Annotated in this window: 21 protein-coding genes; 7 read left to right on the forward strand and 14 right to left on the reverse strand. The window is 53.4% G+C overall.

From position 1 onward, the window contains the following. Nucleotides 1–16 precede the first annotated feature (16 nt). The 3 genes from sbcD to araJ all read left to right on the forward strand — a co-directional run bounded on the left by sbcD (nucleotide 17) and on the right by araJ (nucleotide 5,701). Nucleotides 17–1,219 (forward strand): exonuclease subunit SbcD, encoded by a 1,203-nt coding sequence (gene sbcD, locus ACLJNW_RS12875; protein ID WP_001221261.1) that lies wholly within the window; start codon nucleotides 17–19, stop codon nucleotides 1,217–1,219. Next, complete coding sequence (gene sbcC, locus ACLJNW_RS12880; protein ID WP_058663537.1) at nucleotides 1,216–4,356, forward strand: exonuclease subunit SbcC; 3,141 nt, start codon at nucleotides 1,216–1,218, stop codon at nucleotides 4,354–4,356. The genes sbcD and sbcC overlap by 4 nt, the downstream gene beginning before the upstream one ends. A gap of 172 nt (nucleotides 4,357–4,528) precedes the next feature. Next, nucleotides 4,529–5,701 (forward strand): MFS transporter AraJ, encoded by a 1,173-nt coding sequence (gene araJ, locus ACLJNW_RS12885; protein WP_024154476.1) that lies wholly within the window; start codon nucleotides 4,529–4,531, stop codon nucleotides 5,699–5,701. A gap of 19 nt (nucleotides 5,702–5,720) precedes the next feature. On the opposite strand, the gene mak is transcribed toward araJ, so the two are convergent. Then, nucleotides 5,721–6,629, reverse strand: coding sequence for a fructokinase (gene mak / locus ACLJNW_RS12890; RefSeq protein ID WP_001219277.1), 909 nt, complete (start codon nucleotides 6,627–6,629; stop codon nucleotides 5,721–5,723). Between the two features lie 125 nt (nucleotides 6,630–6,754). Here mak and rdgC point away from each other — a divergent pair, with 125 nt between their 5' ends. Further along, nucleotides 6,755–7,666 carry a recombination-associated protein RdgC gene (rdgC, locus tag ACLJNW_RS12895; RefSeq protein ID WP_000964305.1) on the forward strand — a complete coding sequence of 304 codons (912 nt, stop codon included), beginning with the start codon at nucleotides 6,755–6,757 and terminating at the stop codon, nucleotides 7,664–7,666. A gap of 37 nt (nucleotides 7,667–7,703) precedes the next feature. On the opposite strand, the gene ppnP is transcribed toward rdgC, so the two are convergent. The 5 genes from ppnP to ACLJNW_RS12920 all read right to left on the reverse strand — a co-directional run bounded on the left by ppnP (nucleotide 7,704) and on the right by ACLJNW_RS12920 (nucleotide 10,390). Beyond that, the gene (ppnP, locus tag ACLJNW_RS12900) at nucleotides 7,704–7,988 is read right to left on the reverse strand and encodes a pyrimidine/purine nucleoside phosphorylase (RefSeq protein WP_000941953.1); all 285 of its coding nucleotides are present in this window, start codon (nucleotides 7,986–7,988) and stop codon (nucleotides 7,704–7,706) included. Between the two features lie 70 nt (nucleotides 7,989–8,058). Beyond that, entirely contained in the window at nucleotides 8,059–8,736 is a 678-nt protein-coding gene (locus tag ACLJNW_RS12905; RefSeq protein ID WP_001276437.1) for an AroM family protein, read from the reverse strand. Nucleotides 8,737–8,986: 250 nt separating this feature from the next. After that, nucleotides 8,987–9,178 carry a protein YaiA gene (gene yaiA / locus ACLJNW_RS12910; RefSeq protein WP_001143161.1) on the reverse strand — a complete coding sequence of 64 codons (192 nt, stop codon included), beginning with the start codon at nucleotides 9,176–9,178 and terminating at the stop codon, nucleotides 8,987–8,989. Nucleotides 9,179–9,204: 26 nt separating this feature from the next. Further along, nucleotides 9,205–9,750 (reverse strand): shikimate kinase AroL, encoded by a 546-nt coding sequence (aroL, locus tag ACLJNW_RS12915; protein WP_000983565.1) that lies wholly within the window; start codon nucleotides 9,748–9,750, stop codon nucleotides 9,205–9,207. Nucleotides 9,751–9,934: 184 nt separating this feature from the next. Then, nucleotides 9,935–10,390: a YaiI/YqxD family protein gene (locus ACLJNW_RS12920; RefSeq protein WP_000158137.1), complete on the reverse strand. Its 456-nt coding sequence runs from the start codon at nucleotides 10,388–10,390 to the stop codon at nucleotides 9,935–9,937. A gap of 139 nt (nucleotides 10,391–10,529) precedes the next feature. Here ACLJNW_RS12920 and proC point away from each other — a divergent pair, with 139 nt between their 5' ends. Then, nucleotides 10,530–11,339: a pyrroline-5-carboxylate reductase gene (gene proC / locus ACLJNW_RS12925; RefSeq protein WP_000412195.1), complete on the forward strand. Its 810-nt coding sequence runs from the start codon at nucleotides 10,530–10,532 to the stop codon at nucleotides 11,337–11,339. Nucleotides 11,340–11,353: 14 nt separating this feature from the next. On the opposite strand, the gene adrA is transcribed toward proC, so the two are convergent. The 5 genes from adrA to ACLJNW_RS12950 form a co-directional block, all read right to left on the reverse strand. Continuing rightward, nucleotides 11,354–12,466, reverse strand: a complete 1,113-nt coding sequence (adrA, locus tag ACLJNW_RS12930; protein ID WP_024154475.1) for a diguanylate cyclase AdrA — start codon at nucleotides 12,464–12,466, stop codon at nucleotides 11,354–11,356. A gap of 91 nt (nucleotides 12,467–12,557) precedes the next feature. Beyond that, on the reverse strand, nucleotides 12,558–12,878 hold the full coding sequence (gene psiF, locus ACLJNW_RS12935; RefSeq protein ID WP_000705165.1) for a phosphate starvation-inducible protein PsiF: 321 nt from the start codon (nucleotides 12,876–12,878) through the stop codon (nucleotides 12,558–12,560). 347 nt (nucleotides 12,879–13,225) lie between these two features. Further along, a complete protein-coding gene (iraP, locus tag ACLJNW_RS12940) occupies nucleotides 13,226–13,486 on the reverse strand; it encodes an anti-adapter protein IraP (protein WP_001518423.1) in 261 nt (86 codons plus the stop codon). Nucleotides 13,487–13,782: 296 nt separating this feature from the next. Then, nucleotides 13,783–14,994, reverse strand: a complete 1,212-nt coding sequence (locus tag ACLJNW_RS12945; protein WP_000446768.1) for a multidrug efflux MFS transporter — start codon at nucleotides 14,992–14,994, stop codon at nucleotides 13,783–13,785. Nucleotides 14,995–15,162: 168 nt separating this feature from the next. Further along, a complete protein-coding gene (locus tag ACLJNW_RS12950; RefSeq protein WP_000480794.1) occupies nucleotides 15,163–15,876 on the reverse strand; it encodes an extensin family protein in 714 nt (237 codons plus the stop codon). A gap of 77 nt (nucleotides 15,877–15,953) precedes the next feature. Here ACLJNW_RS12950 and ddlA point away from each other — a divergent pair, with 77 nt between their 5' ends. Further along, on the forward strand, nucleotides 15,954–17,048 hold the full coding sequence (gene ddlA, locus ACLJNW_RS12955; protein WP_024154474.1) for a D-alanine--D-alanine ligase: 1,095 nt from the start codon (nucleotides 15,954–15,956) through the stop codon (nucleotides 17,046–17,048). A gap of 25 nt (nucleotides 17,049–17,073) precedes the next feature. Here ddlA and ACLJNW_RS12960 read toward each other — a convergent pair whose 3' ends face one another. Then, nucleotides 17,074–17,289 carry a DUF2754 family protein gene (locus tag ACLJNW_RS12960; protein WP_001239240.1) on the reverse strand — a complete coding sequence of 72 codons (216 nt, stop codon included), beginning with the start codon at nucleotides 17,287–17,289 and terminating at the stop codon, nucleotides 17,074–17,076. A 267-nt stretch (nucleotides 17,290–17,556) separates the two neighbouring features. Between ACLJNW_RS12960 and ACLJNW_RS12965 the strand changes: the two genes are divergently transcribed. Then, on the forward strand, nucleotides 17,557–17,865 hold the full coding sequence (locus tag ACLJNW_RS12965; RefSeq protein WP_000763139.1) for a YaiY family protein: 309 nt from the start codon (nucleotides 17,557–17,559) through the stop codon (nucleotides 17,863–17,865). A 37-nt stretch (nucleotides 17,866–17,902) separates the two neighbouring features. On the opposite strand, the gene yaiW is transcribed toward ACLJNW_RS12965, so the two are convergent. After that, nucleotides 17,903–18,997 carry a surface-exposed outer membrane lipoprotein YaiW gene (yaiW, locus tag ACLJNW_RS12970; RefSeq protein ID WP_001271416.1) on the reverse strand — a complete coding sequence of 365 codons (1,095 nt, stop codon included), beginning with the start codon at nucleotides 18,995–18,997 and terminating at the stop codon, nucleotides 17,903–17,905. A 14-nt stretch (nucleotides 18,998–19,011) separates the two neighbouring features. Next, a complete protein-coding gene (gene sbmA, locus ACLJNW_RS12975; protein ID WP_000477023.1) occupies nucleotides 19,012–20,232 on the reverse strand; it encodes a peptide antibiotic transporter SbmA in 1,221 nt (406 codons plus the stop codon). Between the last annotated feature and the right edge of the window lie 197 nt (nucleotides 20,233–20,429).

Raw genomic sequence — 20,429 nt, forward strand, 5'->3', positions numbered from 1 at the left:
TTTGCATGGAACAATTATGCGCATCCTCCACACCTCTGACTGGCATCTGGGACAAAATTTCTACAGTAAAAGCCGCGCCGCGGAGCATCAGGCTTTTCTGGACTGGCTGCTGGAGACCGCGCAGGCCCATCAGGTGGATGCCATTATTGTCGCTGGCGATATTTTTGATACCGGTTCGCCTCCAAGCTATGCCCGAGAACTTTATAACCGTTTCGTCGTTAATTTACAGCAAACGGGCTGTCATCTGGTGGTGCTGGCCGGTAATCATGATTCCGTCGCCACGCTAAACGAATCGCGCGACATTCTGGCGTTTCTCAATACAACCGTGATCGCCAGCGCGGGCTATGCGCCGCGGCTACTTCATCGTCGCGACGGGTCTCCGGGCGCCGTACTGTGCCCCATTCCCTTTTTGCGCCCGCGCGACATTATTACCAGTCAGGCGGGATTATCCGGCAGCGAGAAACAGCAGCAACTTCTTCATGCGATTGCCGATTATTATCAACAGCAGTATCAGGAAGCGTGCCAGCTACGCGGCGAACGAAAGCTGCCGGTTATCGCGACGGGACATTTAACCACCGTCGGCGCCAGCAAAAGCGATGCGGTTCGCGACATTTATATCGGTACGCTGGATGCCTTTCCGGCGCAGCATTTCCCCCCCGCGGATTATATCGCATTGGGACACATTCACCGCGCGCAATGTGTCGGCGGCACGGAGCATATCCGCTATTGCGGCTCACCCATCGCCCTCAGCTTTGATGAGTGCGGCAAAAGCAAATGCGTGCATCTGGTGACCTTCGAGCAGGGGAAATGGCAAAGTACCGAAAGTCTGGCTGTCCCCGTGACTCAACCGCTGGCGGTTTTAAAAGGCGACCTGGCGTCAATTACCGAACAGCTTGAGCAGTGGCGCGGCGTTGAGCAATCGCCCCCCGTCTGGCTGGATATTGAAATCACCACCGATGATTATCTGCACGATATCCAACGCAGAATACAGACATTAACGGAGTCACTCCCCGTAGAGGTATTACTGGTGCGCCGTAGCCGCGAACAGCGCGAGCGCTCGCTGGCGAACGAGCGGCGGGAAACATTAAGCGAGCTTAGCGTGGAGGAGGTTTTTGCGCGGCGTCTGGCGCTGGAAGCGTTAGATCCCCCGCAGCGCGAGCGCCTGAATCAGCTCTTTTCCAGCACGCTCTACGCGTTGAATGAGGAGCATGAGGCATGAAAATTCTCAGTTTGCGTCTGAAAAACCTGAACTCGCTGAAAGGAGAATGGAAGGTCGACTTTACCGCCGAACCGTTTGCCAGTAACGGGTTATTCGCCATTACCGGCCCGACCGGCGCGGGAAAAACCACCTTGCTTGACGCCATCTGCCTGGCGCTGTACCACGAAACGCCGCGCCTGAATACGGTATCGCAATCGCAAAACGATTTGATGACGCGCGATACAGCGGAATGTCTGGCCGAAGTGGAGTTTGAGGTAAAAGGCGAAGCCTGGCGCGCGTTCTGGAGCCAGAACCGAGCCCGAAATCAGCCTGACGGCAATCTCCAGGCCCCACGCGTAGAGCTGGCACGGTGTTCAGACGGAAAGATCTTTGCCGATAAGGTAAAGGATAAACTGGAGATGATCGCCACGTTGACCGGGCTGGACTACGGGCGCTTCACCCGTTCGATGTTGTTATCACAGGGGCAGTTCGCCGCCTTTCTTAACGCCAAAGCGAAAGAGCGCGCAGAGCTTCTGGAGGAGCTCACCGGCACTGAGATTTACGGGCAGATCTCCGCACAGGTATTTGAAAAACATAAAGCAGCCCGTCTCGAACTGGAAAAGTTACAAGCGCAGGCCAGCGGCGTCGCCCTATTGGCGGACGAACAGTTACAGCAACTGGAAGCCAGTTTGCAGGCGCTTACTGACGAAGAGAAACGCCTGCTGGCCGACCAGCAGGGACAGCAGCAGCACCTTCACTGGCTGACCCGAAAAAACGAGCTCCACACTGAATTACACGCCCGGCAGCAGGCGCTGTACGCGGCGCAAGAGGCGCTAGAAAAAGCGCAGCCGCAGCTCGCGGCGTTGACTCTGGCGCAACCTGCTCGCCAGTTGCGCCCGCATTGGGAGCGCATTCAGGAACAAACCCGCGCCGTTGAGCGTGTTCGCCAGCACAGTGATGAAGTGAATGCTCGCTTACAAAGCGCGTATCGCCTGCGCCAGCGTATCCGCGCCTGCGCGCATCGACAATTCACGCAACTGAACGCCACAGGGCAGCGGTTGAAGACATGGCTGGCGGAACATGACGGCATCCGCGTCTGGCGCAGCGAACTGGCGGGGTGGCGAGCATTATTAACACAACAATCCCACGATCGGGCGCAACTGAGCCAATGGCAACAGCAGTTGCTGAGCGATACGCGTCAGCGTGATGCGCTACCGCCGCTCACGCTCGACCTCACGCCACAGGCGCTGGCGGAAGCCAGAGCATTGCATACCCGGCAGCGTCCGCTACGCCATCGTCTCGCCGCGCTTCAGGGGCAAATTCTCCCGAAACAAAAGCGTCAGGCGCAGCTACAGGCAGCTATCGCGCGTCATCATCAGGAGCAGGCGCAATACACCCAACGTCTGGCGGATAAGCGTTTGAGTTATAAGACTAAAGCGCAGGAGCTTGCGGACGTTCGCACTATTTGCGAGCAGGAGGCGCGCATCAAAGATCTGGAAAGCCAGCGGGCGCACTTACAGTCCGGCCAGCCGTGTCCGCTTTGCGGCTCGACGACGCACCCCGCCATCGCCGCCTATCAGGCGCTGGAACTGAGCGCGAATCAAACCCGCCGCGACGCGCTGGAAAAAGAGGTCAAAACGCTGGCGGAAGAAGGCGCGGCGCTGCGAGGACAGTTAGATGCCTTAACGCAACAATTACAGCGGGATGAAAGCGAGGCGCAGTCGTTGTTGCAGGAGGAGCAAGCGCTTACTGAGGAATGGCAAACGCTGTGCGCTACGCTGGGCGTTCAGCTCCAGCCGCAAGAAGACCTCGCGGGCTGGCTGACCGCCGCGGAAGAGCATGAGCAACAGTTGGATCAGCTCAGCCAGCGTCATGCTCTACAAACGCAAATCGCGGCGCATACTGAACAGGTAGCGCGCTTTACCGCGCAGATTGCGCAGCGTCAGGCGTCGCTGACGGCTGATTTGGCGCAGTATACGCTTTCCCTTCCTGCGCCAGAAGACGAGGCTTCGTGGCTGAATGAGCGCGCCGACGAAGCGAAAATATGGCAACAGCGTCAGACTGAGTTCGCGGATTTGCAAACGCAGATCGACAGGCTTGCCCCGTTGCTGGAGACGCTACCGCAAACGGATACCGCGGATTCCGACGACGACGTGCCGCTGGATAACTGGCGGCAGGCGCATGATGAGTGCGTGTCATTACAAAGCCAGTTGCAAACCCTGCAGGAACAGACGACGCAGGAACAGCAGCGCGCCGCCGAGGCGATAGCGCACTTTGATGCGGCGTTAAAAAATAGCCCGTTTGACAGCCAGGCAACGTTCCTGGCGGCGTTGCTGGATGAAGAGACCGTGACCCGTCTGGAAAAACAACAACAAACGCTGGAAAGTCAGCTACAACAAGCGAAGGCGTTAAGCGCGCAGTCCGCGCAGGCGCTGGCTGACCATCAGCAACAGCCGCCCGCCGGTCTGGACCCAACGTGTACGGCGGAGCAGCTCGTGCAGCGGCTGGCGCAGTTGGCGCAACAACTGCGCGAGAACACAACACGCCAAGGGGAAATCCGCCAGCAAATTAAACAGGATGCAGATAATCGGCAGCGCCAACGCGCGCTGATGGCGGAAATGAAGCAAGCCTCTCAGCAAGTGGAAGACTGGGGCTATCTCAATGCGCTGATCGGCTCTAAAGAAGGTGATAAGTTCCGCAAATTCGCCCAGGGACTGACGCTGGATAATCTGGTCTGGCTGGCGAATCATCAGCTCACCCGCCTGCATGGCCGCTATTTATTGCAGCGCAAAGCCAGCGACGCGCTGGAACTGGAGGTTGTCGATACCTGGCAGGCCGACGCCGTGCGCGATACGCGAACGTTATCAGGCGGCGAAAGTTTCCTGGTCAGCCTGGCGCTGGCGCTGGCGTTATCAGATTTGGTCAGCCATAAAACGCGCATTGATTCTTTGTTCCTCGACGAAGGCTTCGGCACGCTTGATAGCGAAACGCTGGACGCCGCGCTGGATGCGCTCGACGCGCTGAATGCCAGCGGGAAGACCATCGGTGTGATTAGCCACGTGGAAGCCATGAAAGAACGTATCCCCGTGCAGATAAAAGTGAAAAAAATCAATGGGCTTGGTTATAGCAAACTGGACAAAGCGTTTGCTGTGGAGTAACGCGAGTGTCATCCTGCGCACAGCATACCGTCATGACATAGCATAATAATGAATACACAAAGACGGATAAGGAATGGTATTACCTCGCGCTTATCCGCAAGCTATACGTTGATTGGCTGTGACAATTCACAGCCACAGCGCGCAACATGCGCCTTTATTTTCGGCAGGTGGTATGAAAAAAGTTATTTTTTCTTTGGCGCTGGGTACGTTCGGACTGGGGATGGCCGAGTTTGGCATTATGGGCGTGCTGACGGAGCTGGCACGCGATGTCGGGATAACAATTCCCGCCGCCGGGCATATGATCTCGTTTTACGCCTTCGGCGTCGTGCTGGGCGCGCCTGTTATGGCGCTCTTTTCCAGCCGCTTTTCGCTTAAACATATACTGCTGTTTCTGGTCACGCTGTGCGTGATGGGCAATGCCATATTTACCTTTTCCTCGTCATATCTGATGCTCGCCGTCGGCAGACTGGTTTCCGGCTTTCCGCACGGCGCCTTTTTTGGCGTCGGCGCCATTGTCCTGTCAAAGATTATCCGCCCCGGGAAAGTCACCGCCGCCGTCGCGGGTATGGTTTCAGGGATGACGGTGGCGAATCTGGTGGGCATTCCGTTCGGCACTTACCTGAGCCAGGAATTTAGCTGGCGCTACACCTTTTTATTGATCGCGGTTTTCAACATTGCCGTGCTCACCGCGATTTTCTTCTGGGTGCCGGATATTCGCGACAAAGCCCAAGGCAGCCTGCGCGAGCAGTTCCACTTCTTGCGTAGTCCTGCGCCGTGGCTCATTTTCGCCGCCACGATGTTCGGCAATGCGGGCGTTTTTGCCTGGTTCAGCTATATCAAGCCATTTATGATGTACATCTCCGGTTTTTCGGAGACGAGCATGACGTTTATTATGATGCTGGTCGGGCTGGGGATGGTGTTAGGCAATCTGTTAAGCGGCAAACTCTCCGGCAGATATACTCCGCTGCGCATCGCGGTAGTGACTGACCTCGTTATCGTGCTCTCTCTCATGGCGCTCTTTTTCTTCAGCGAATACAAAACGGCATCGCTGACTTTCGCGTTTATCTGCTGCGCTGGTCTGTTTGCGCTCTCTGCGCCGCTGCAAATCCTGCTGCTGCAAAACGCCAAAGGCGGCGAACTGCTGGGCGCGGCGGGAGGGCAAATCGCGTTTAATCTCGGTAGCGCGATTGGCGCCTGGTGCGGCGGGCTGATGCTGACACTAGGTTTTGCGTACCACTATGTGGCGCTTCCCGCCGCCCTGCTCTCGTTTTCCGCCATGTCGTCGTTGCTGGTATACGGACGTCTAAAACACAAGCAGCCATCGGTCACGCCGGTTGCCGGATGACGCCATCCGGCTAAAAACGTTACGCCAGCGGCCACAGCCAAGCCGCGCCGCGCACGCCGCTCGAATCGCCATGCCGCGCCTTACGTACCGGCGTCTCGCACTCGCCGCCAAAAACAAACGATTTCATCAGCGACGGAACCGTCTTGTACAGGCGCTCAACATTGCTCATACCGCCGCCCAGCACAATGACATCCGGATCCAGAATATTCACGACATGAGATAATGCTTTCGCCAGCCGCAGCTCATAACGGCTTAACGCCAGTTCCGCCACGGCGTCCTGCGCGTCGACCAGACGAATAATCTCATCGCCTTTTAGCGCGTTACCGCTCAAACGCTGGTAATCCGTGGCAAATCCCGTACCGGAAATAAAGGTTTCGATACAGCCTTGTTTACCGCAATAACAGGGAATTTCTTCGCGGTAACGCAACTCATCGTCATCCATCCACGGCAACGGATTGTGGCCCCATTCGCCTGCCGTACCGTTGCCGCCGATGTGCGCCCGGCCATTTAGCGCTACGCCCGCGCCGCACCCGGTACCGATAATCACCGCAAATACCGTTTGCGCCCCCGCCGCCGCGCCATCTACCGCCTCTGATACCGCCAGGCAATTGGCATCGTTGGCTAACCGCACTTCACGCTTCAGACGACGGCTCACATCGCTATCGAACGGCTGGCCGTTAAGCCACGTAGAGTTAGCGTTTTTCACCACGCCGGTGTAAGGCGAGAGAGAACCGGGAATGCCAATGCCAACGCTACCGGTCTGGCCGGTCGCCTGTTCCGCCATGTCGACCAGCGTAGCGATGGTTTCTATCGTTTGCTGATAATCCTCCCGCGGCGTAGGCAGACGATGGCGAAACCGCTGCTCTCCTGCATCATCAAGCGCAATGACTTCCGTTTTTGTGCCGCCTAAATCGATACCAATACGCACATACCGCTCCTCATTTTTTGGGAATATCAACAGGGTAGAATTCACCGTTCTGATTGGCAATGCAAGCCTGCCGACAATTCGTTACTATACCGCCTGGATTTAACGACAAGGCCGTGGAAATTATCATGCTGTGGTTCAAAAATTTAATGGTTTACCGTCTTAGCCGCGATATTACATTACGCGCCGAAGAGATGGAGAAACAGCTCGCCTCAATGACGTTTACCCCATGCGGTAGCCAGGATATGGCCAAAATGGGCTGGGTTCCGCCGATGGGCTCTCACAGCGATGCGTTAACGCACACCGCCAATGGCCAAATTATTATTTGCGCGCGCAAAGAAGAGAAAATCCTGCCATCGCCAGTGATCAAACAGGCTCTGGAGGCGAAAATCCAGAAACTGGAAGCCGATCAGGGACGCAAGCTGAAGAAGACGGAAAAAGATTCCCTGAAGGATGAAGTGTTGCATTCGTTGCTGCCGCGCGCGTTTAGCCGCTTCAGTCAGACAATGATGTGGATTGATACCGTTAACGGCCTGATTATGGTTGACTGCGCCAGCGCGAAAAAAGCGGAAGATACTTTGGCGCTACTGCGTAAAAGTCTTGGCTCGCTGCCGGTCGTCCCGCTGGCGCTGGAAAATCCGATTGAGCTGACGCTCACCGAGTGGGTGCGCTCCGGTACGGTCGCTCAGGGTTTCCAGTTGCTGGACGAAGCCGAATTGAAAGCGATGCTGGAAGATGGCGGCGTGATCCGCGCGAAAAAGCAGGATCTGGTCAGCGACGAGATCGCCGTTCATATTGAAGCGGGTAAAGTGGTCACGAAGCTGGCGCTCGACTGGCAGCAGCGTATTCAATTCGTCATGTGCGACGACGGCTCCATTAAGCGTCTGAAATTCTGCGATGAGCTGCGCGATCAGAACGAAGATATCGACCGGGAAGATTTTGCCCAACGTTTTGATGCGGACTTTATCCTGATGACCGGCGAGCTGGCGGCGCTGATTCAAAGCCTGGTGGAAGGATTAGGCGGCGAAGCGCAGCGCTAACCAGAGGGTCCCTCTCCGCCGGAGAGGGGACTCACCGTTACAAATAGCGGCACAGATACGAGGTGGGCTCAGCGACCTGTAGATGAAACTCGCTGTGGCCAGGCACGTTAAACACCTCACCGGCTGTATACACTTTCCATTCGACAGTTCCCGGCAACAGTACCTTCAACGCGCCGCTCACAACCGTCATCTCTTCGGGTTCGGCGGTGCCAAAGGTATACTCCCCTTCCGCCATCACACCAACGCTGGCCCGGCCGGTGCTACTGCTGGTAAATCCAATAGACTTCACTTTCCCGGAAAAGTATTCATTGCTTTGTAGCATAATCAGGCCCCGTCTCATTATTAAATTAACACCCAATATAGAGTCCTGACGTTCGGCCTGTCACGTAAAATTAGACAAGCAGTTCTGAAGCTAACCGCGCAATCAAAACATTAGAGAGTAAAACCGGCACATCCAGCGCCTGCTGTAAAATATCCCGATGACGCTGATGAAACCCCAGACAATCCAGCATAATGACGTCCGCGCCTTGATCCAGTAGCGCCTGCCCGGCATCAATTAACTGTTGCTCAGAACCGTGAACCGGATTCGCCAGCGAATACACCGGCGGCATTTGCAATACCTGCCATTTTTTCTCCTGGGCCGCCAGAAGTTCTGCAACAGGCACAATCACGCCCACCTGGTGCCCATCCACAATAGAGGCGACAAGCGGTGGAATAATACGCAGCGGTTCAAGCAAAATAGAATTACGGGCTGCCATACTTTTAATCGCCGCGGTGCTCATCAGTATAATGACATCGTAACCCTGATTATCCAGCACCTCGACAACGCTCTGTAAATCTCGCTCCACTTTCTGGCGGGAAACATGGGCTATCTGGTTATCATTCAGCAACGTCAAAAGCGGATCGTCGCCAGGCTCTACAGCGTAATCCGCCATAACGTCTTCCCGGCTCATTTTTCCCAGCAGGCTATGATGGGTGATGTGTTGTTCGTCGATGTATTCCGTCAGAAGCGGTAACACTTCGCTCATTGGCACAACGCCGATTGTGAGGATTGCCAACGACGCACTCATTTTTATTCCACCTTATTACTTCGTCGTAATTCCCGGGCAAATATTCACACGCTCACCGCGCTACCTGCCCTACAAATCTCAGAAAGCGTAGCAGCAGATGAGCAACGTATTGTGTAAAGATTCCAAATAACTCCAATATTGTATTGTTATCGCTTAATTTACGGTTTTAGTTGCCAGTATAAATGTTTCAAGAATGTGATGGAGATACAATTTAGGGGTACTCAGAATCCCTTCCGAGTGGTTCATGCGTCTATGATTTATCCGGATCTTCGTAACGTTTTTTCGCATCCATCGCTTCTTCTGCGGTCGGATGCTCGCTGATGAGCGAATCAGGTTTCGGATGGTCAGCCCGTAGCTGATACCACGTCACCGTCTGGCCCGGCGTGCCTTTTTCAATGGTGACGATATAAGCTTCCCGCGGATAAGGTGGTCTGGTTGGCATAGCGTTTCCTTTATTCTGGGTGAGCGTTAAGTATAGACATCTCCCTGTAACCGTTGCGTCGACGGCGGCAGCGCCGCAATAATTTCAGAAACGACCTGGGCCGGCGCTTTCGTCGCGTCAATAATGTAATGCGCCGTTTCGCGATACAACGCGTCACGCTGCTCAAGCACTTCCCGAACCTCTTCGCTCAACGGCTTGCCGGTGAGGGTCGGGCGCAGATCCGCTTCAGGTTCAGCCTCAAGCCGATTAACCAGCGTGGATACCGGCGCGCACAGATAAATCACTACGCCAACACGGTGCATATAACGTCGGTTATAATCCGTGAGAATAATACCGCCTCCCGTCGCCACGACAGTCGAAGGCGCGCTTACCGCCTCCAGGGCCGCGGTTTCCCGGGCGCGGAACCCTCCCCAGCCTTCTTTTTCAACGATATCAGCGACGCTCATCTGCACGTGCGATTGCAGCCAGCGGTCGGTATCTGCAAACCGAAAACCGGTTGCCTGCGCCAGCGCCATACCGATGGTGGTTTTCCCACAGCCCCGCGGGCCAACAAGATAAAGAGGTTGCATCATAGCAGGCGTTCCCCCAGGAACTGCGCATACGCAGGATTTGATATCAGCAATGTTATAATCATATCATCTAACTAGTACAACGCATAAATGTAAATAATAATTTACACAAAGGTACTAAAGTCACAATATTAGTACTATAGCAAGAATCAGAAATGAATAAACTGTAAATTTTTCATTACAGGATTTATTTTTTACGCTGGCTTTCCAGCCACCACTTATCCAGCTCGGCGGCAAAATGCTGACGATCGCGCGGCGAGAGAGTGTTTGGCCCCCCCGTTTGTACGCCGCTGGCGCGTAGCGTGTCCATAAAGTCACGCATCGTCAGACGTTCGCGAATCGTGGCGTCGCTATAGCGTTCTCCCCGGGGATTAAGAGCCGCAGCGCCTTTTTCCAGCACTTCAGCCGCCAGCGGAATATCCGCGGTAATCACCAGATCGCCCGCTTCGCATTGACGCACGATTTCGTTATCCGCCACGTCAAACCCGGCGGCCACGCGAAGCGTGCGGATAAAACGCGAAGGCGGCACGCGCAAGGCCTGATTGGCAACCAGAATAAGCGGCAACTGCATCCGCTCGGCGGCGCGGTACAAAATTTCTTTAATGACATTCGGACACGCATCCGCATCCACCCAGATGGTCATAATGTCTCCCGTACGGTATACAATCTTTTATTGTCTCGCGCTTTTGCCTTTCATCAAAGTGCTGTTTCTCCTTCTGCCCGTTTTCAATCCGCGTTAAGCTAACCATTCCCCATAACACACAAACATAGGGAGTGACGAGATGGAGAAGAAAATCGGTTTTATTGGCTGCGGTAATATGGGCAAGGCTATTCTTGGCGGACTGATTGCCAGCGGTCAGGTACTTCCCGGTCAGATCTGGGTCTACACCCCCTCCCCCGATAAAGTTGCCGCCCTGCATGACCAGTACGGCATTAATGCGGCGCAAAGCGCGCAGGAGGTCGCTCAGGTCGCGGATATCGTTTTCGGCGCGGTAAAACCGGGCATTATGGTGAAAGTGCTCAGTGAAATCTCCTCCAGCCTGAACAAAGACTCGCTGGTGGTCTCTATCGCCGCAGGCGTAACGCTTGATCAGCTTGCGCGCGCGCTGGGACACGACCGTAAAATCATTCGCGCTATGCCGAATACGCCGTCGCTGGTCAACGCAGGAATGACCTCCGTCACGCCCAACGCGCTGGTCACACCGGAAGATACGGCTGATGTGCTGAATATTTTCCGCTGCTTTGGCGGGGCGGAAGTGATTGCTGAGCCGATGATCCATCCGGTGGTTGGCGTGAGCGGATCTTCGCCGGCCTATGTCTTTATGTTTATCGAGGCGATGGCGGACGCAGCAGTTCTTGGCGGTATGCCTCGCGCTCAGGCTTATAAATTCGCCGCGCAGGCCGTCATGGGATCGGCGAAAATGGTACTCGAAACCGGAAAGCATCCCGGCGAACTGAAAGATATGGTGTGCTCGCCTGGCGGAACGACGATTGAAGCCGTACGCGTTCTGGAAGAACGTGGCTTCCGCGCTGCGGTAATAGAAGCGATGACGAAGTGTATGGAAAAATCAGAGGCGCTCAGTAAATCCTGAAGCCCGGCTGGACGTCATGCCGCCACTTCGGTGCGGTTACGTCCGGCATTCTTTGCTTTGTAAAGCGCCATATCCGCAGACTTTAGCCATTCCCGATAATGACCGATTTGTGGCGTTAACGGCGCCACGCCCACGCTGATACGTAACATGACCTGCGGCGCGCCCGGCAAGCGTAAGGTATTTAGCCGTTCATGCACTCGCGACATGGCGGTAATCGCGCTGTCTGCCGGCGTTCCGCACATAATCACCGCAAATTCGTCGCCGCCAAAGCGCCCGATAATATCACTCCCGCGTAGCGTTATCTGTAATTGACGCGTCAGGGCGATAATAGCCTCATCCCCAACATCATGTCCCCAGGTGTCGTTAATGCTCTTAAAATGATCGATGTCGATAATCAACAATGTCGCCTCCCGATGGTGGCGTCGGCTGTGATCGAATTCATTACGTAATAAAATTTCCCAGTGGCGTCGGTTATAGACGCCGGTCATGCCATCCCGCGAGCTCATCGCCTGCAAGCGTCGCTTATGTTCCGCTAATTTAATGGCCGTTTGATAGCTTACCCAGGCGAACAGAAGCGGATACAACATAATGACGGGCAAAGAGAGCGTGACTTCCAGCGACGAGCTTCGCATCGCGACAGGTAGCCCGGTAAGCTGCAACGTCACCAGACATGACGCCAGCAAAAGGCCCATTCCGACAGTGAATAAGCGCCGCCCGCCAGCGCCCATCAGATTCATGCTCATCATCATAAACAGCGCGGCGGCAGGCAACATATTGACGCCCATCAGCGCGATCCACATGCCGGAGAGGATCGCATCCACTTTCAGGTTGTAAATTTCCTGGCGTAGCGGATCAAGGGCTTTCGCCGCCCACTGCCACGCCAGATGCGGCCAGACAAAAGACCAGCCGACCAGCAATAGCCACCAGCCGCCAAAGACAGGTTGCGACACTAACACGGCGGCCACCGGTAAAAACATCCCCCCTAACCCCACCGCACGCGGTAGCCTGATGCGCCGGGCGAAGCGCAACCCGGAGCGCTGACGATCATCAGGAGGGTCAGGCGGCGCTACCGCCTGTTCAACCGCTTTTCGGTAAAAATTTTCTTCATTCATTATTTTTGGGAACATTTAGAAACAATTTTCCCAAATTATAGAAACAGAGCGCATGGAGGGAGTATGAAATTTCGGGTGAGTGTTTTTCAGGGCTCACCCGATAGCACTACGCCGCTTTTTTCAGGCAGGCGCTCATAAACTTGCTACGGTCATCGCCTTTCAGTGATTGTTCCGTCGCCTGAACATTGCATTCACGCATTTTCTGCTGTTGCGGCGTCAGGCTTTTCTCGCCAGGGGCTGACTGGCTGTTTTTCAGGCAGTCGCTAAGGTAGGTTTTACGCGCATCGCCTTTCAACGCTTGCGCTGTCGCCTGCTGATTACAGGTCGTCATGCGCTGCTGTTGCGGCGTTAACGGTTTCTCGGTTGCGCCGACGGCGGTTAAAAAGACCAGGCCAAAAAGTAAAGTCACCAGTAATGTTATTTTCATAGCACCATCCTTTTGTCAGTGTACGCATTACACGTTGTCCCTTTGGGAAATATCCCAAGGACTTTATATAAGTCTGGCTGTTACTGGCAAAAATACCACCCGGCAGTAAAAGTATTACTTACCGTTAGCAATATATGTTTTATTGATTGACAAACCGTAGGCTAATGTGCAACTCGATTATCCACAGTCACGCAGGATGCAGAAGAACAACGCATAACGTTACACTGTTATTACCATAGCCGCTTCGTTTTTATTTTCTTCTGGTTAATACAGAGCAAAATAAAAACGAAGCGGCTATGTTATTTCATAAAAGTAACGTTATAACAACTGTGTTGTTTTAAATACGATTAGTGCCGGGGGTGTCTCAGCAACTTTTTTACATATTGGCGCAGCAATTCCGTATCGTGATCAGGAACGCTGGCATCCGGCTTTACGCCTTCAAGTGCCCCCTCTACCTGACGTATCAACATCTCCTGCTCGTTTTGCGCCATGTTACGTAACATTGCTGTGACGATAATCTCTAACGCTTCTACCTGAGCAACCAGTTCTTTCGACTCTTCTTCTTTTTGGGCTAGCTTAAGCAACAACTCTGCTATGAGATTTTTCATGACCATATTTCCTTATTAGTTCCAGGGTGACGTTATCACTATGAAGAACCACTGCCTAGAGGCTGAAAGTACTATTTTTATGATACAGGAAGAACTTTACACAAATAATTATCACTGTCGCCGCAGCGAAACGTTTCTCAGACCGAAAACGAGACGATAATAAACCATCAAAAAACAATAATCACGCTATATCATAATTTAAGGTTATGCCATCTATAGAAAAACTTCACGGATAAAGAATATATCTTTTAATTTAAACCATATCGTAACGGCAGAAGCGCCGTTACGATGCACCGCTATTGGCCTTTCGCTTTTTGCGCGTTACGCCGACGACGTAACGCCAGGGTCAGTTGCCCGATATTGATCAACACGATCGCCGCCGTAGCGATAAAAACCCAGCGGAAACCGGCCATCGCCGATACCGTCGCGCCCATCAACGGCCCAACCACGTTGCCCAGGTACATAAATGACTGGTTGTAGCCAAAAATACGTCCGGTAATTTGATCGCTGGAGTATTTCACCAATAACGTTTGTACGGCGGGTAACATCGCGCCATCGGCAAAGCCTAACAAGAAACGTAACAGCCCCAGCTGGAACGGCGTGGTGACCCAGGACATCGCGAAGAAAAGCAGCACTGCGCAGATAAGCGTGGCCATCAGAATTCTTTCCGTGCCGATTCTGTCGCCAAGTTTTCCCAGGCGAGGCGCGGAGATAAGCGCAGAGATACCGGGCACCGAGGCAATTAACCCGCTAAGAAAGGCGATGTTATTACTGTCCGGCATCATTGATTTGATAAACAGCGCCAGGATTGGACTGATGGAACCATTACAGAGTTGAATGACCATCGTGGTAAAAAACAAACTGATCACCAGCGCAGGATAAGGTAACGACGCAAAAACGGCTTTACCGCTCAGGCGTTCGCTTTTCTTGATGACCGGACGCACGCCTTCTTTAATTAAAAATAGCGTGACCAGAAAGCTCACCACCAACAGCATGGCGGTAATCAGAAATACCGCCCGCAGCCCGATATGATCCGCGACAAAGCCGCCCATTAACGGCCCGCCGATAACGCCGCTGATCTGCGCGGTAGAAAGCGTACTGAGCGCCCAGCCGCTACGTTCGCGTGGTACCTGAGAGGCTACCAGCGCCATGGCATTGGGGATATAGCCTGACGTTAACCCCATGATTCCGCGCAGCAGGAAAAGTTGCCAGACATGGGTCGCAAATGCCTGCAGTAGAATAGCTATCGCCATCCCGAGCGACGCGCGCAATAGCATCAGTTTACGCCCTTTACGATCGGCGAGACTGCCCCACATCGGCGACACAATGGCGGAAATAAGAAACGTGATGCTAAACGTTAACCCGGACCACATTGATAACGCTTCATGGGAAGAGACGCCAAGCTGGGAAATATAAAGGGGTAAGAATGGCAGGATTTGGCTGATTGCCAGCCCGGTAAAAAAACATCCAAACCAAACGGAAATTAGATTAACTTTCCAGGATTCCATAAGACTCGTAACGGTAAGTAGCTGAAAATACGCGTTAGCTTAGCAAGTTCTCTTTTTCCTAGTGGTTCCAGAGGTGCGATACGTCACACTTTGCTATTTTGTCTCCCCGTTCATCATTTTTGTGAAACATGTCACATTATATAGCCGCGCAAGGCAGACGTTTATGCTTTAACGACACACGCCGTAGCCCCGCATTCCAAGATGAAAATGGTTAGCATGCGCAGCGTTATAGTCAGGCCCGAGCCCATTGCCATAATAATGGCAACTGGCGTTTAACATAGCGCGTAACCAGGGCCCCGTCTCCTGACGCCCCCAGCCGCGCAGAACAGTGATTTTTCGGCCATCTGATAGCTGAAACCCGCTGACATCCAGCGCTTCTGCGCTGGCATGTTCACTGCGACGCGCATCCGGGCGGTGATAAATATTACGGCAGGCATAGCTACCCAGATGTTCGATGCGGGTCAGGCGGCGCTTCATCCACGTTTCTGTTAAAGGTTTTGCCTGCTGTTCGACAAACAGCGCGGAGCGCAGCGCCAACGGGCAGGAGGCTAAAAAACTGCTGCTCAGTTTGACCTGGCCAAAATCTCTGACGCGCACAACATGGGACAAGGGACATTCACCAGCGCTATCCGCAACAGGTTGTGATGAAATTAATCCCTGTTGATTGGCCGCCGTCAACAGCTCCCGGCACTGCGACGGCGTCAGGCGCTGTAGTTTGAAGGTAGTGATCCAGCCTGGCGGATCGGCAAGTTGTAGCGGAGCAAAAGGATTATAATAAGAGGGAAGATAACGATATCCCAGCCCGCCAATACCGCCCAACAGCACAATAATCAGAAAACCCTTACCTCTCACGCGGCCTCCGTTCTCACATCCCATAAACATTATGGCAGAACCCCGCGAAACCCGCGTTTTGTCGTGGTAATGTATACGCTTTGCATTCGATGGAATGGGTTTTTAAGATGGCGAAATTGCGGGTAGGAATAGTATTTGGCGGTAAGTCGGCGGAACATGAAGTGTCTTTGCAATCAGCGAAAAATATCGTTGATGCGATCGATAAAACCCGCTTCGACGTGGTGCTGTTAGGGATAGATAAGGCGGGACAATGGCATGTTAACGATGCGGAAAATTATTTGCAGAATGCAGACGATCCGGCACATATCGCGCTACGTCCTTCGGCAATCAGTCTGGCCCAGGTGCCTGGCAAACACCAACACCAATTGATTAACGCCCAGAACGGGCAGCCGCTACCGACGGTAGATGTTATTTTTCCTATCGTCCACGGTACGCTGGGCGAAGACGGCTCATTGCAGGGGATGCTACGCGTCGCAAACTTACCGTTTGTCGGTTCAGACGTGCTGAGCTCCGCAGCCTGCATGGATAAAGACGTCGCCAAACGACTGCTACGCGATGCAGGACTGAATATCGCCCCGTTTATTACACTCACCCGAACGAATCGTCACGCGTTTAGTTTTGCCGAGGTTGAATCCCGTCTGGGACTGCCGCTGTTCGTTAAGCCCGCCAATCAGGGCTCTTCGGTCGGCGTCAGTAAAGTCGCTAACGAATCGCAATATCAGCAGGCGGTCGCGCTGGCTTTCGAATTCGATCATAAAGTGGTGGTGGAGCAAGGGATCAAAGGGCGCGAGATCGAATGCGCCGTATTAGGTAACGATAACCCACAGGCCAGCACCTGCGGCGAAATCGTACTGAATAGCGAATTTTACGCCTACGATACTAAGTATATTGATGATAACGGCGCACAAGTTGTCGTACCTGCGCAGCTCCCTTCCGGGGTGAATGACAAGATTCGCGCGATTGCGATCCAGGCTTATCAGACGCTGGGATGCGCGGGTATGGCGCGTGTCGATGTCTTCTTAACGGCAGACAATGAGGTCGTGATTAACGAGATTAATACGCTGCCAGGTTTTACCAATATCAGTATGTATCCAAAACTCTGGCAGGCGAGCGGATTGGGCTATACCGATTTGATCAGCCGCCTGATTGAGCTGGCGCTGGAACGCCATACGGCGAATAACGCCTTAAAAACCACGATGTAATACCGCACGCCCGATAGCGCAACGTTTATCGGGCGTCTTTTACCTCGTCATCTTCGCGCCGGCGAATGATGAACCCCGCCAGCCAGAAGCTAATAATCCACGTTACCAGCCCAACACCATAGGTTTGCCATCCTTTCGCCTCAAAACCCAGCAATCCTACGACGCCATTCAAAATAAAGATAAGGCCAATAGAGAAGGCATAGTAGTGCCAGTCACGACGAATTTTTACAGGCAAACGCATAACGACTCCGACGTATTAACAGCAACAAAAACGTATTTTTGCATACTTCTGGCGGGCGAGTCTGTGGGGGATACGGAATTTCTTAAATGTTAATTGATTTTGATAAAAGTGATCGTTTTGTGACAACTAACAAAAATTTACGCGATGGATACATTCCGTATGTGAAATTACCATGATTCTGATATTGACAAACACAATGACCTGTCAGACTTCACAGTAAGCCGATGGCATAACGCCAGATCGTAGCCGATCATCCTGGAGGTCTTTATGGCTGATTTCACTCTCTCAAAATCGCTGTTCAGCGGGAAGCATCGAGAAACCTCCTCTACGCCCGGAAATATTGCTTACGCCATATTTGTACTGTTTTGCTTCTGGGCCGGAGCGCAACTCTTAAACCTGCTGGTTCATGCGCCGGGCATCTATGAGCATCTGATGCAGGTACAGGATACAGGTCGACCGCGGGTAGAGATTGGGCTGGGCGTCGGGACGATTTTTGGCCTGGTGCCCTTCCTCACGGGCTGCCTCATTTTTGCCGTTATCGCCGCGTTTTTACGCTGGCGTCACCGTCACCAATAAACCTTAGCGCGCTGGAGAAAATATCCCAGCGCGAAATTTATCGCCCCATACACCGCGCCCGCCGCTCATCAACTCGTTTAGCAAACCAGGCGGTCGTCAGCTTACGCGTGATCTTCGGACTTTCCAGTTGAATACCGGGCAACATTTCCCGCGCAAGCGTCTTGCCCGTTTTGGCCTCGGCCAGTTTATAGACTTTCTTGTAGAGCGCCGTTTTTTCAAACGCCAGGCTATCGCCTTTCTCCAGTTGGCTGCGAATTTCACGCTCACTCATTCCCAACTGCCCTGCCAGTTTGCGCACCGCTAACTCTGTTTTGCCCGGTTCCTTGCTGTTATAACGAATCAGATCGCCATCCAGCGCCAGTTTTACCCCACTGGCTTTACTGACGGCATTCTGGAACGCAGCGTTACGGCTGGCGTACCATCCCGCGTTGAAGTCGGCGAAGCGGAAAACAGGCGCGCTGTAGTTCGCCGGGTAATTCAGCAAATGGTAGGTTCCAAACCACAACCCGCCACGGCGCGTAAAGACCTCCTGACGTACCGTACCCGTCATCTTCCACGGATAGCCTTTCGCGTGCTGTTCGGCAAAGGCAATGCTGACCTGCATCGGGCCGCCCGTATGCACCGGGTTATATGCGCCAAATAGCGTCTGCCCCATAGGAACCATATTGATAAAATCGTCAAAAATAGCGCTAAGCTGTTTTTCGGTTTTTACCGTGTCCAGCCGTTCGCTATAGCTCTTGCCGTTGGGGGAGTTAATTTTCAGCGCGGTGTGCACCAGAAACAGCGGGATGTGTAGTCGTTCAGCGCGGCGATCAATCTCCTGCCAGGCGATTTTACTTAGCCCCGGCACGACAGGATCCGCCTGATAACCGGACTCCTGCTGGGCGACAGCCAGCACCGAACAGATATTTTCTACCGTCGGCGCCAGCCCCTGGCTCTTAAACGTTGTCGCGATATCTTTCGCCCAGGCCTCTCTGTCTTTGACACTGGCCGGCATTTTCTGACGAACTACGCTTGCCACGTCGACAGGCTTCTCGCCCTTGCTCACCGGCTGCCCGGATTGACTACTACAGCCAGCCAATATGGCAACCGCCAGAAAAGGCAGAGGATAAAGACGGGACGCCGCCGACATAACGTTTCCTTCTGTTAGCTAAAAGAGTGGGTCACTTCCTGAACTGGCTGACCATCCAACTGACGTTCAAAGCTACGTAAACGTTTATAAATAGACATCAGCTCCACCAGCGTCGTCCAGGAGTTAATCAAATACTGGAACGAACCGCGCACCTGGCCAAACACGTTGGTGATTTGCGTCATCAGACCCAGCGTAATCGTACCGGCAACAATGGAAGGAAACAGCAGGAACAAACCGAAAACGTTATCGACCTGCAAATAGAGAATGCGCGCGATGTTGAAATACATATAGTGAAAGTAGAGACGGAAGTAGTTATGGCGCACCGCGCTAAACAGTTCACGGACGGTGGGCGGCGTGGCGCGGCTGGCGTCATCTTCACCGTAGACCAGCTCCTTACGATAAGCTGCTTCCACTCGCTGATTTTTAAATTCCAGCCCCGGCAATTTGATCCCGACGACCGCCAGCAGGCCCGTCCCCATTAATGACCAGACTATGGCGGCAATGACCAGGCCGTAAGGGATATGTCCTACGATGGGTAAATCCGGCACATGCGCTGACAGGGTGACTAACACCGGCAGAAAGGCGATGAGCGTCATGATGGCATTGATAAAACTCACGCCCATATTCTCCAGTGTAGAGGCAAAACGCATGGTGTCTTCCTGCACACGCTGGGCGGCCCCTTCGATATGGCGCAGGTACTGCCAGTGCGCCATATAGTGCTCATTCATTGCGGTACGCCAGCGAAATACATAGTGGCTGACAAAGAAGTTGTTCAGCACGCCGATCACTACGGCGATAAGCGCAATACCGAGAAACACTCCCACTTCATGATAAAATTGACCAAGAGTGACCTTGTGCGGCGAGCTGAGCGCCGTTTGAATCAAATCATAGAACGGCGCGTACCAGGCGTTAACCGCGACGCCAACCTCCACCAAAAACCAGGTGACAAAAATAATGAGCGAGGTGCCAAGTATCGACCAGTACTGCCAGCGGTGCGGGCTATAGATGAACCAGAACGTTGCAAATAATCCCACGCAAATCAGGTAATAAGCATAAAAAATCAGATAGTCCAGCGACCAAAAGCGCGCTGCGCTGATAGGCACTTCATCGGATGCCCCTACAAGTCGCGCCACCCAATCTCCTCCTCCCGCCTGCCAGAAAATGACGGCGATCAGCGCCCAAACAAACGCCGACATGAAAAACGGCCCTGGCTTTGGGAAAAAAGATTTAAACATCATGCTCTCCTGCTAACTTCTTATCTTTATTACGGCTGCTGTGACGGCGGCAATAGCACGCCATGCCCACGCAAATGAAAGGGCTAAACCAGGCATTGTGACCTACGTTGTGACGCTTAGTTCGCATTTCTGCTCAACAGAATTGTTTCGACGAGTTTCATACACAGCAGGCACGCTGACGCTATCAGGTTATCACA

It is taken from the genome of Salmonella sp. SAL4457, assembly GCF_046548235.1.
Taxonomy (GTDB): domain Bacteria; phylum Pseudomonadota; class Gammaproteobacteria; order Enterobacterales; family Enterobacteriaceae; genus Salmonella; species Salmonella enterica.

What these genes read in the sequence shown, in the direction of transcription:
- sbcD (WP_001221261.1), top strand. Translation starts at nt 17, where the DNA reads ATGCGCATCCTCCACACCTCTGACTGGCATCTGGGACAAAATTTCTAC.
- sbcC (WP_058663537.1), top strand. Translation starts at nt 1,216, where the DNA reads ATGAAAATTCTCAGTTTGCGTCTGAAAAACCTGAACTCGCTGAAAGGA.
- araJ (WP_024154476.1), top strand. Translation starts at nt 4,529, where the DNA reads ATGAAAAAAGTTATTTTTTCTTTGGCGCTGGGTACGTTCGGACTGGGG.
- rdgC (WP_000964305.1), top strand. Translation starts at nt 6,755, where the DNA reads ATGCTGTGGTTCAAAAATTTAATGGTTTACCGTCTTAGCCGCGATATT.
- ppnP (WP_000941953.1), bottom strand. Translation starts at nt 7,988, where the DNA reads ATGCTACAAAGCAATGAATACTTTTCCGGGAAAGTGAAGTCTATTGGA.
- ACLJNW_RS12905 (WP_001276437.1), bottom strand. Translation starts at nt 8,736, where the DNA reads ATGAGTGCGTCGTTGGCAATCCTCACAATCGGCGTTGTGCCAATGAGC.
- yaiA (WP_001143161.1), bottom strand. Translation starts at nt 9,178, where the DNA reads ATGCCAACCAGACCACCTTATCCGCGGGAAGCTTATATCGTCACCATT.
- aroL (WP_000983565.1), bottom strand. Translation starts at nt 9,750, where the DNA reads ATGATGCAACCTCTTTATCTTGTTGGCCCGCGGGGCTGTGGGAAAACC.
- ACLJNW_RS12920 (WP_000158137.1), bottom strand. Translation starts at nt 10,390, where the DNA reads ATGACCATCTGGGTGGATGCGGATGCGTGTCCGAATGTCATTAAAGAA.
- proC (WP_000412195.1), top strand. Translation starts at nt 10,530, where the DNA reads ATGGAGAAGAAAATCGGTTTTATTGGCTGCGGTAATATGGGCAAGGCT.
- adrA (WP_024154475.1), bottom strand. Translation starts at nt 12,466, where the DNA reads ATGTTCCCAAAAATAATGAATGAAGAAAATTTTTACCGAAAAGCGGTT.
- psiF (WP_000705165.1), bottom strand. Translation starts at nt 12,878, where the DNA reads ATGAAAATAACATTACTGGTGACTTTACTTTTTGGCCTGGTCTTTTTA.
- iraP (WP_001518423.1), bottom strand. Translation starts at nt 13,486, where the DNA reads ATGAAAAATCTCATAGCAGAGTTGTTGCTTAAGCTAGCCCAAAAAGAA.
- ACLJNW_RS12945 (WP_000446768.1), bottom strand. Translation starts at nt 14,994, where the DNA reads ATGGAATCCTGGAAAGTTAATCTAATTTCCGTTTGGTTTGGATGTTTT.
- ACLJNW_RS12950 (WP_000480794.1), bottom strand. Translation starts at nt 15,876, where the DNA reads ATGTTTATGGGATGTGAGAACGGAGGCCGCGTGAGAGGTAAGGGTTTT.
- ddlA (WP_024154474.1), top strand. Translation starts at nt 15,954, where the DNA reads ATGGCGAAATTGCGGGTAGGAATAGTATTTGGCGGTAAGTCGGCGGAA.
- ACLJNW_RS12960 (WP_001239240.1), bottom strand. Translation starts at nt 17,289, where the DNA reads ATGCGTTTGCCTGTAAAAATTCGTCGTGACTGGCACTACTATGCCTTC.
- ACLJNW_RS12965 (WP_000763139.1), top strand. Translation starts at nt 17,557, where the DNA reads ATGGCTGATTTCACTCTCTCAAAATCGCTGTTCAGCGGGAAGCATCGA.
- yaiW (WP_001271416.1), bottom strand. Translation starts at nt 18,997, where the DNA reads ATGTCGGCGGCGTCCCGTCTTTATCCTCTGCCTTTTCTGGCGGTTGCC.
- sbmA (WP_000477023.1), bottom strand. Translation starts at nt 20,232, where the DNA reads ATGTTTAAATCTTTTTTCCCAAAGCCAGGGCCGTTTTTCATGTCGGCG.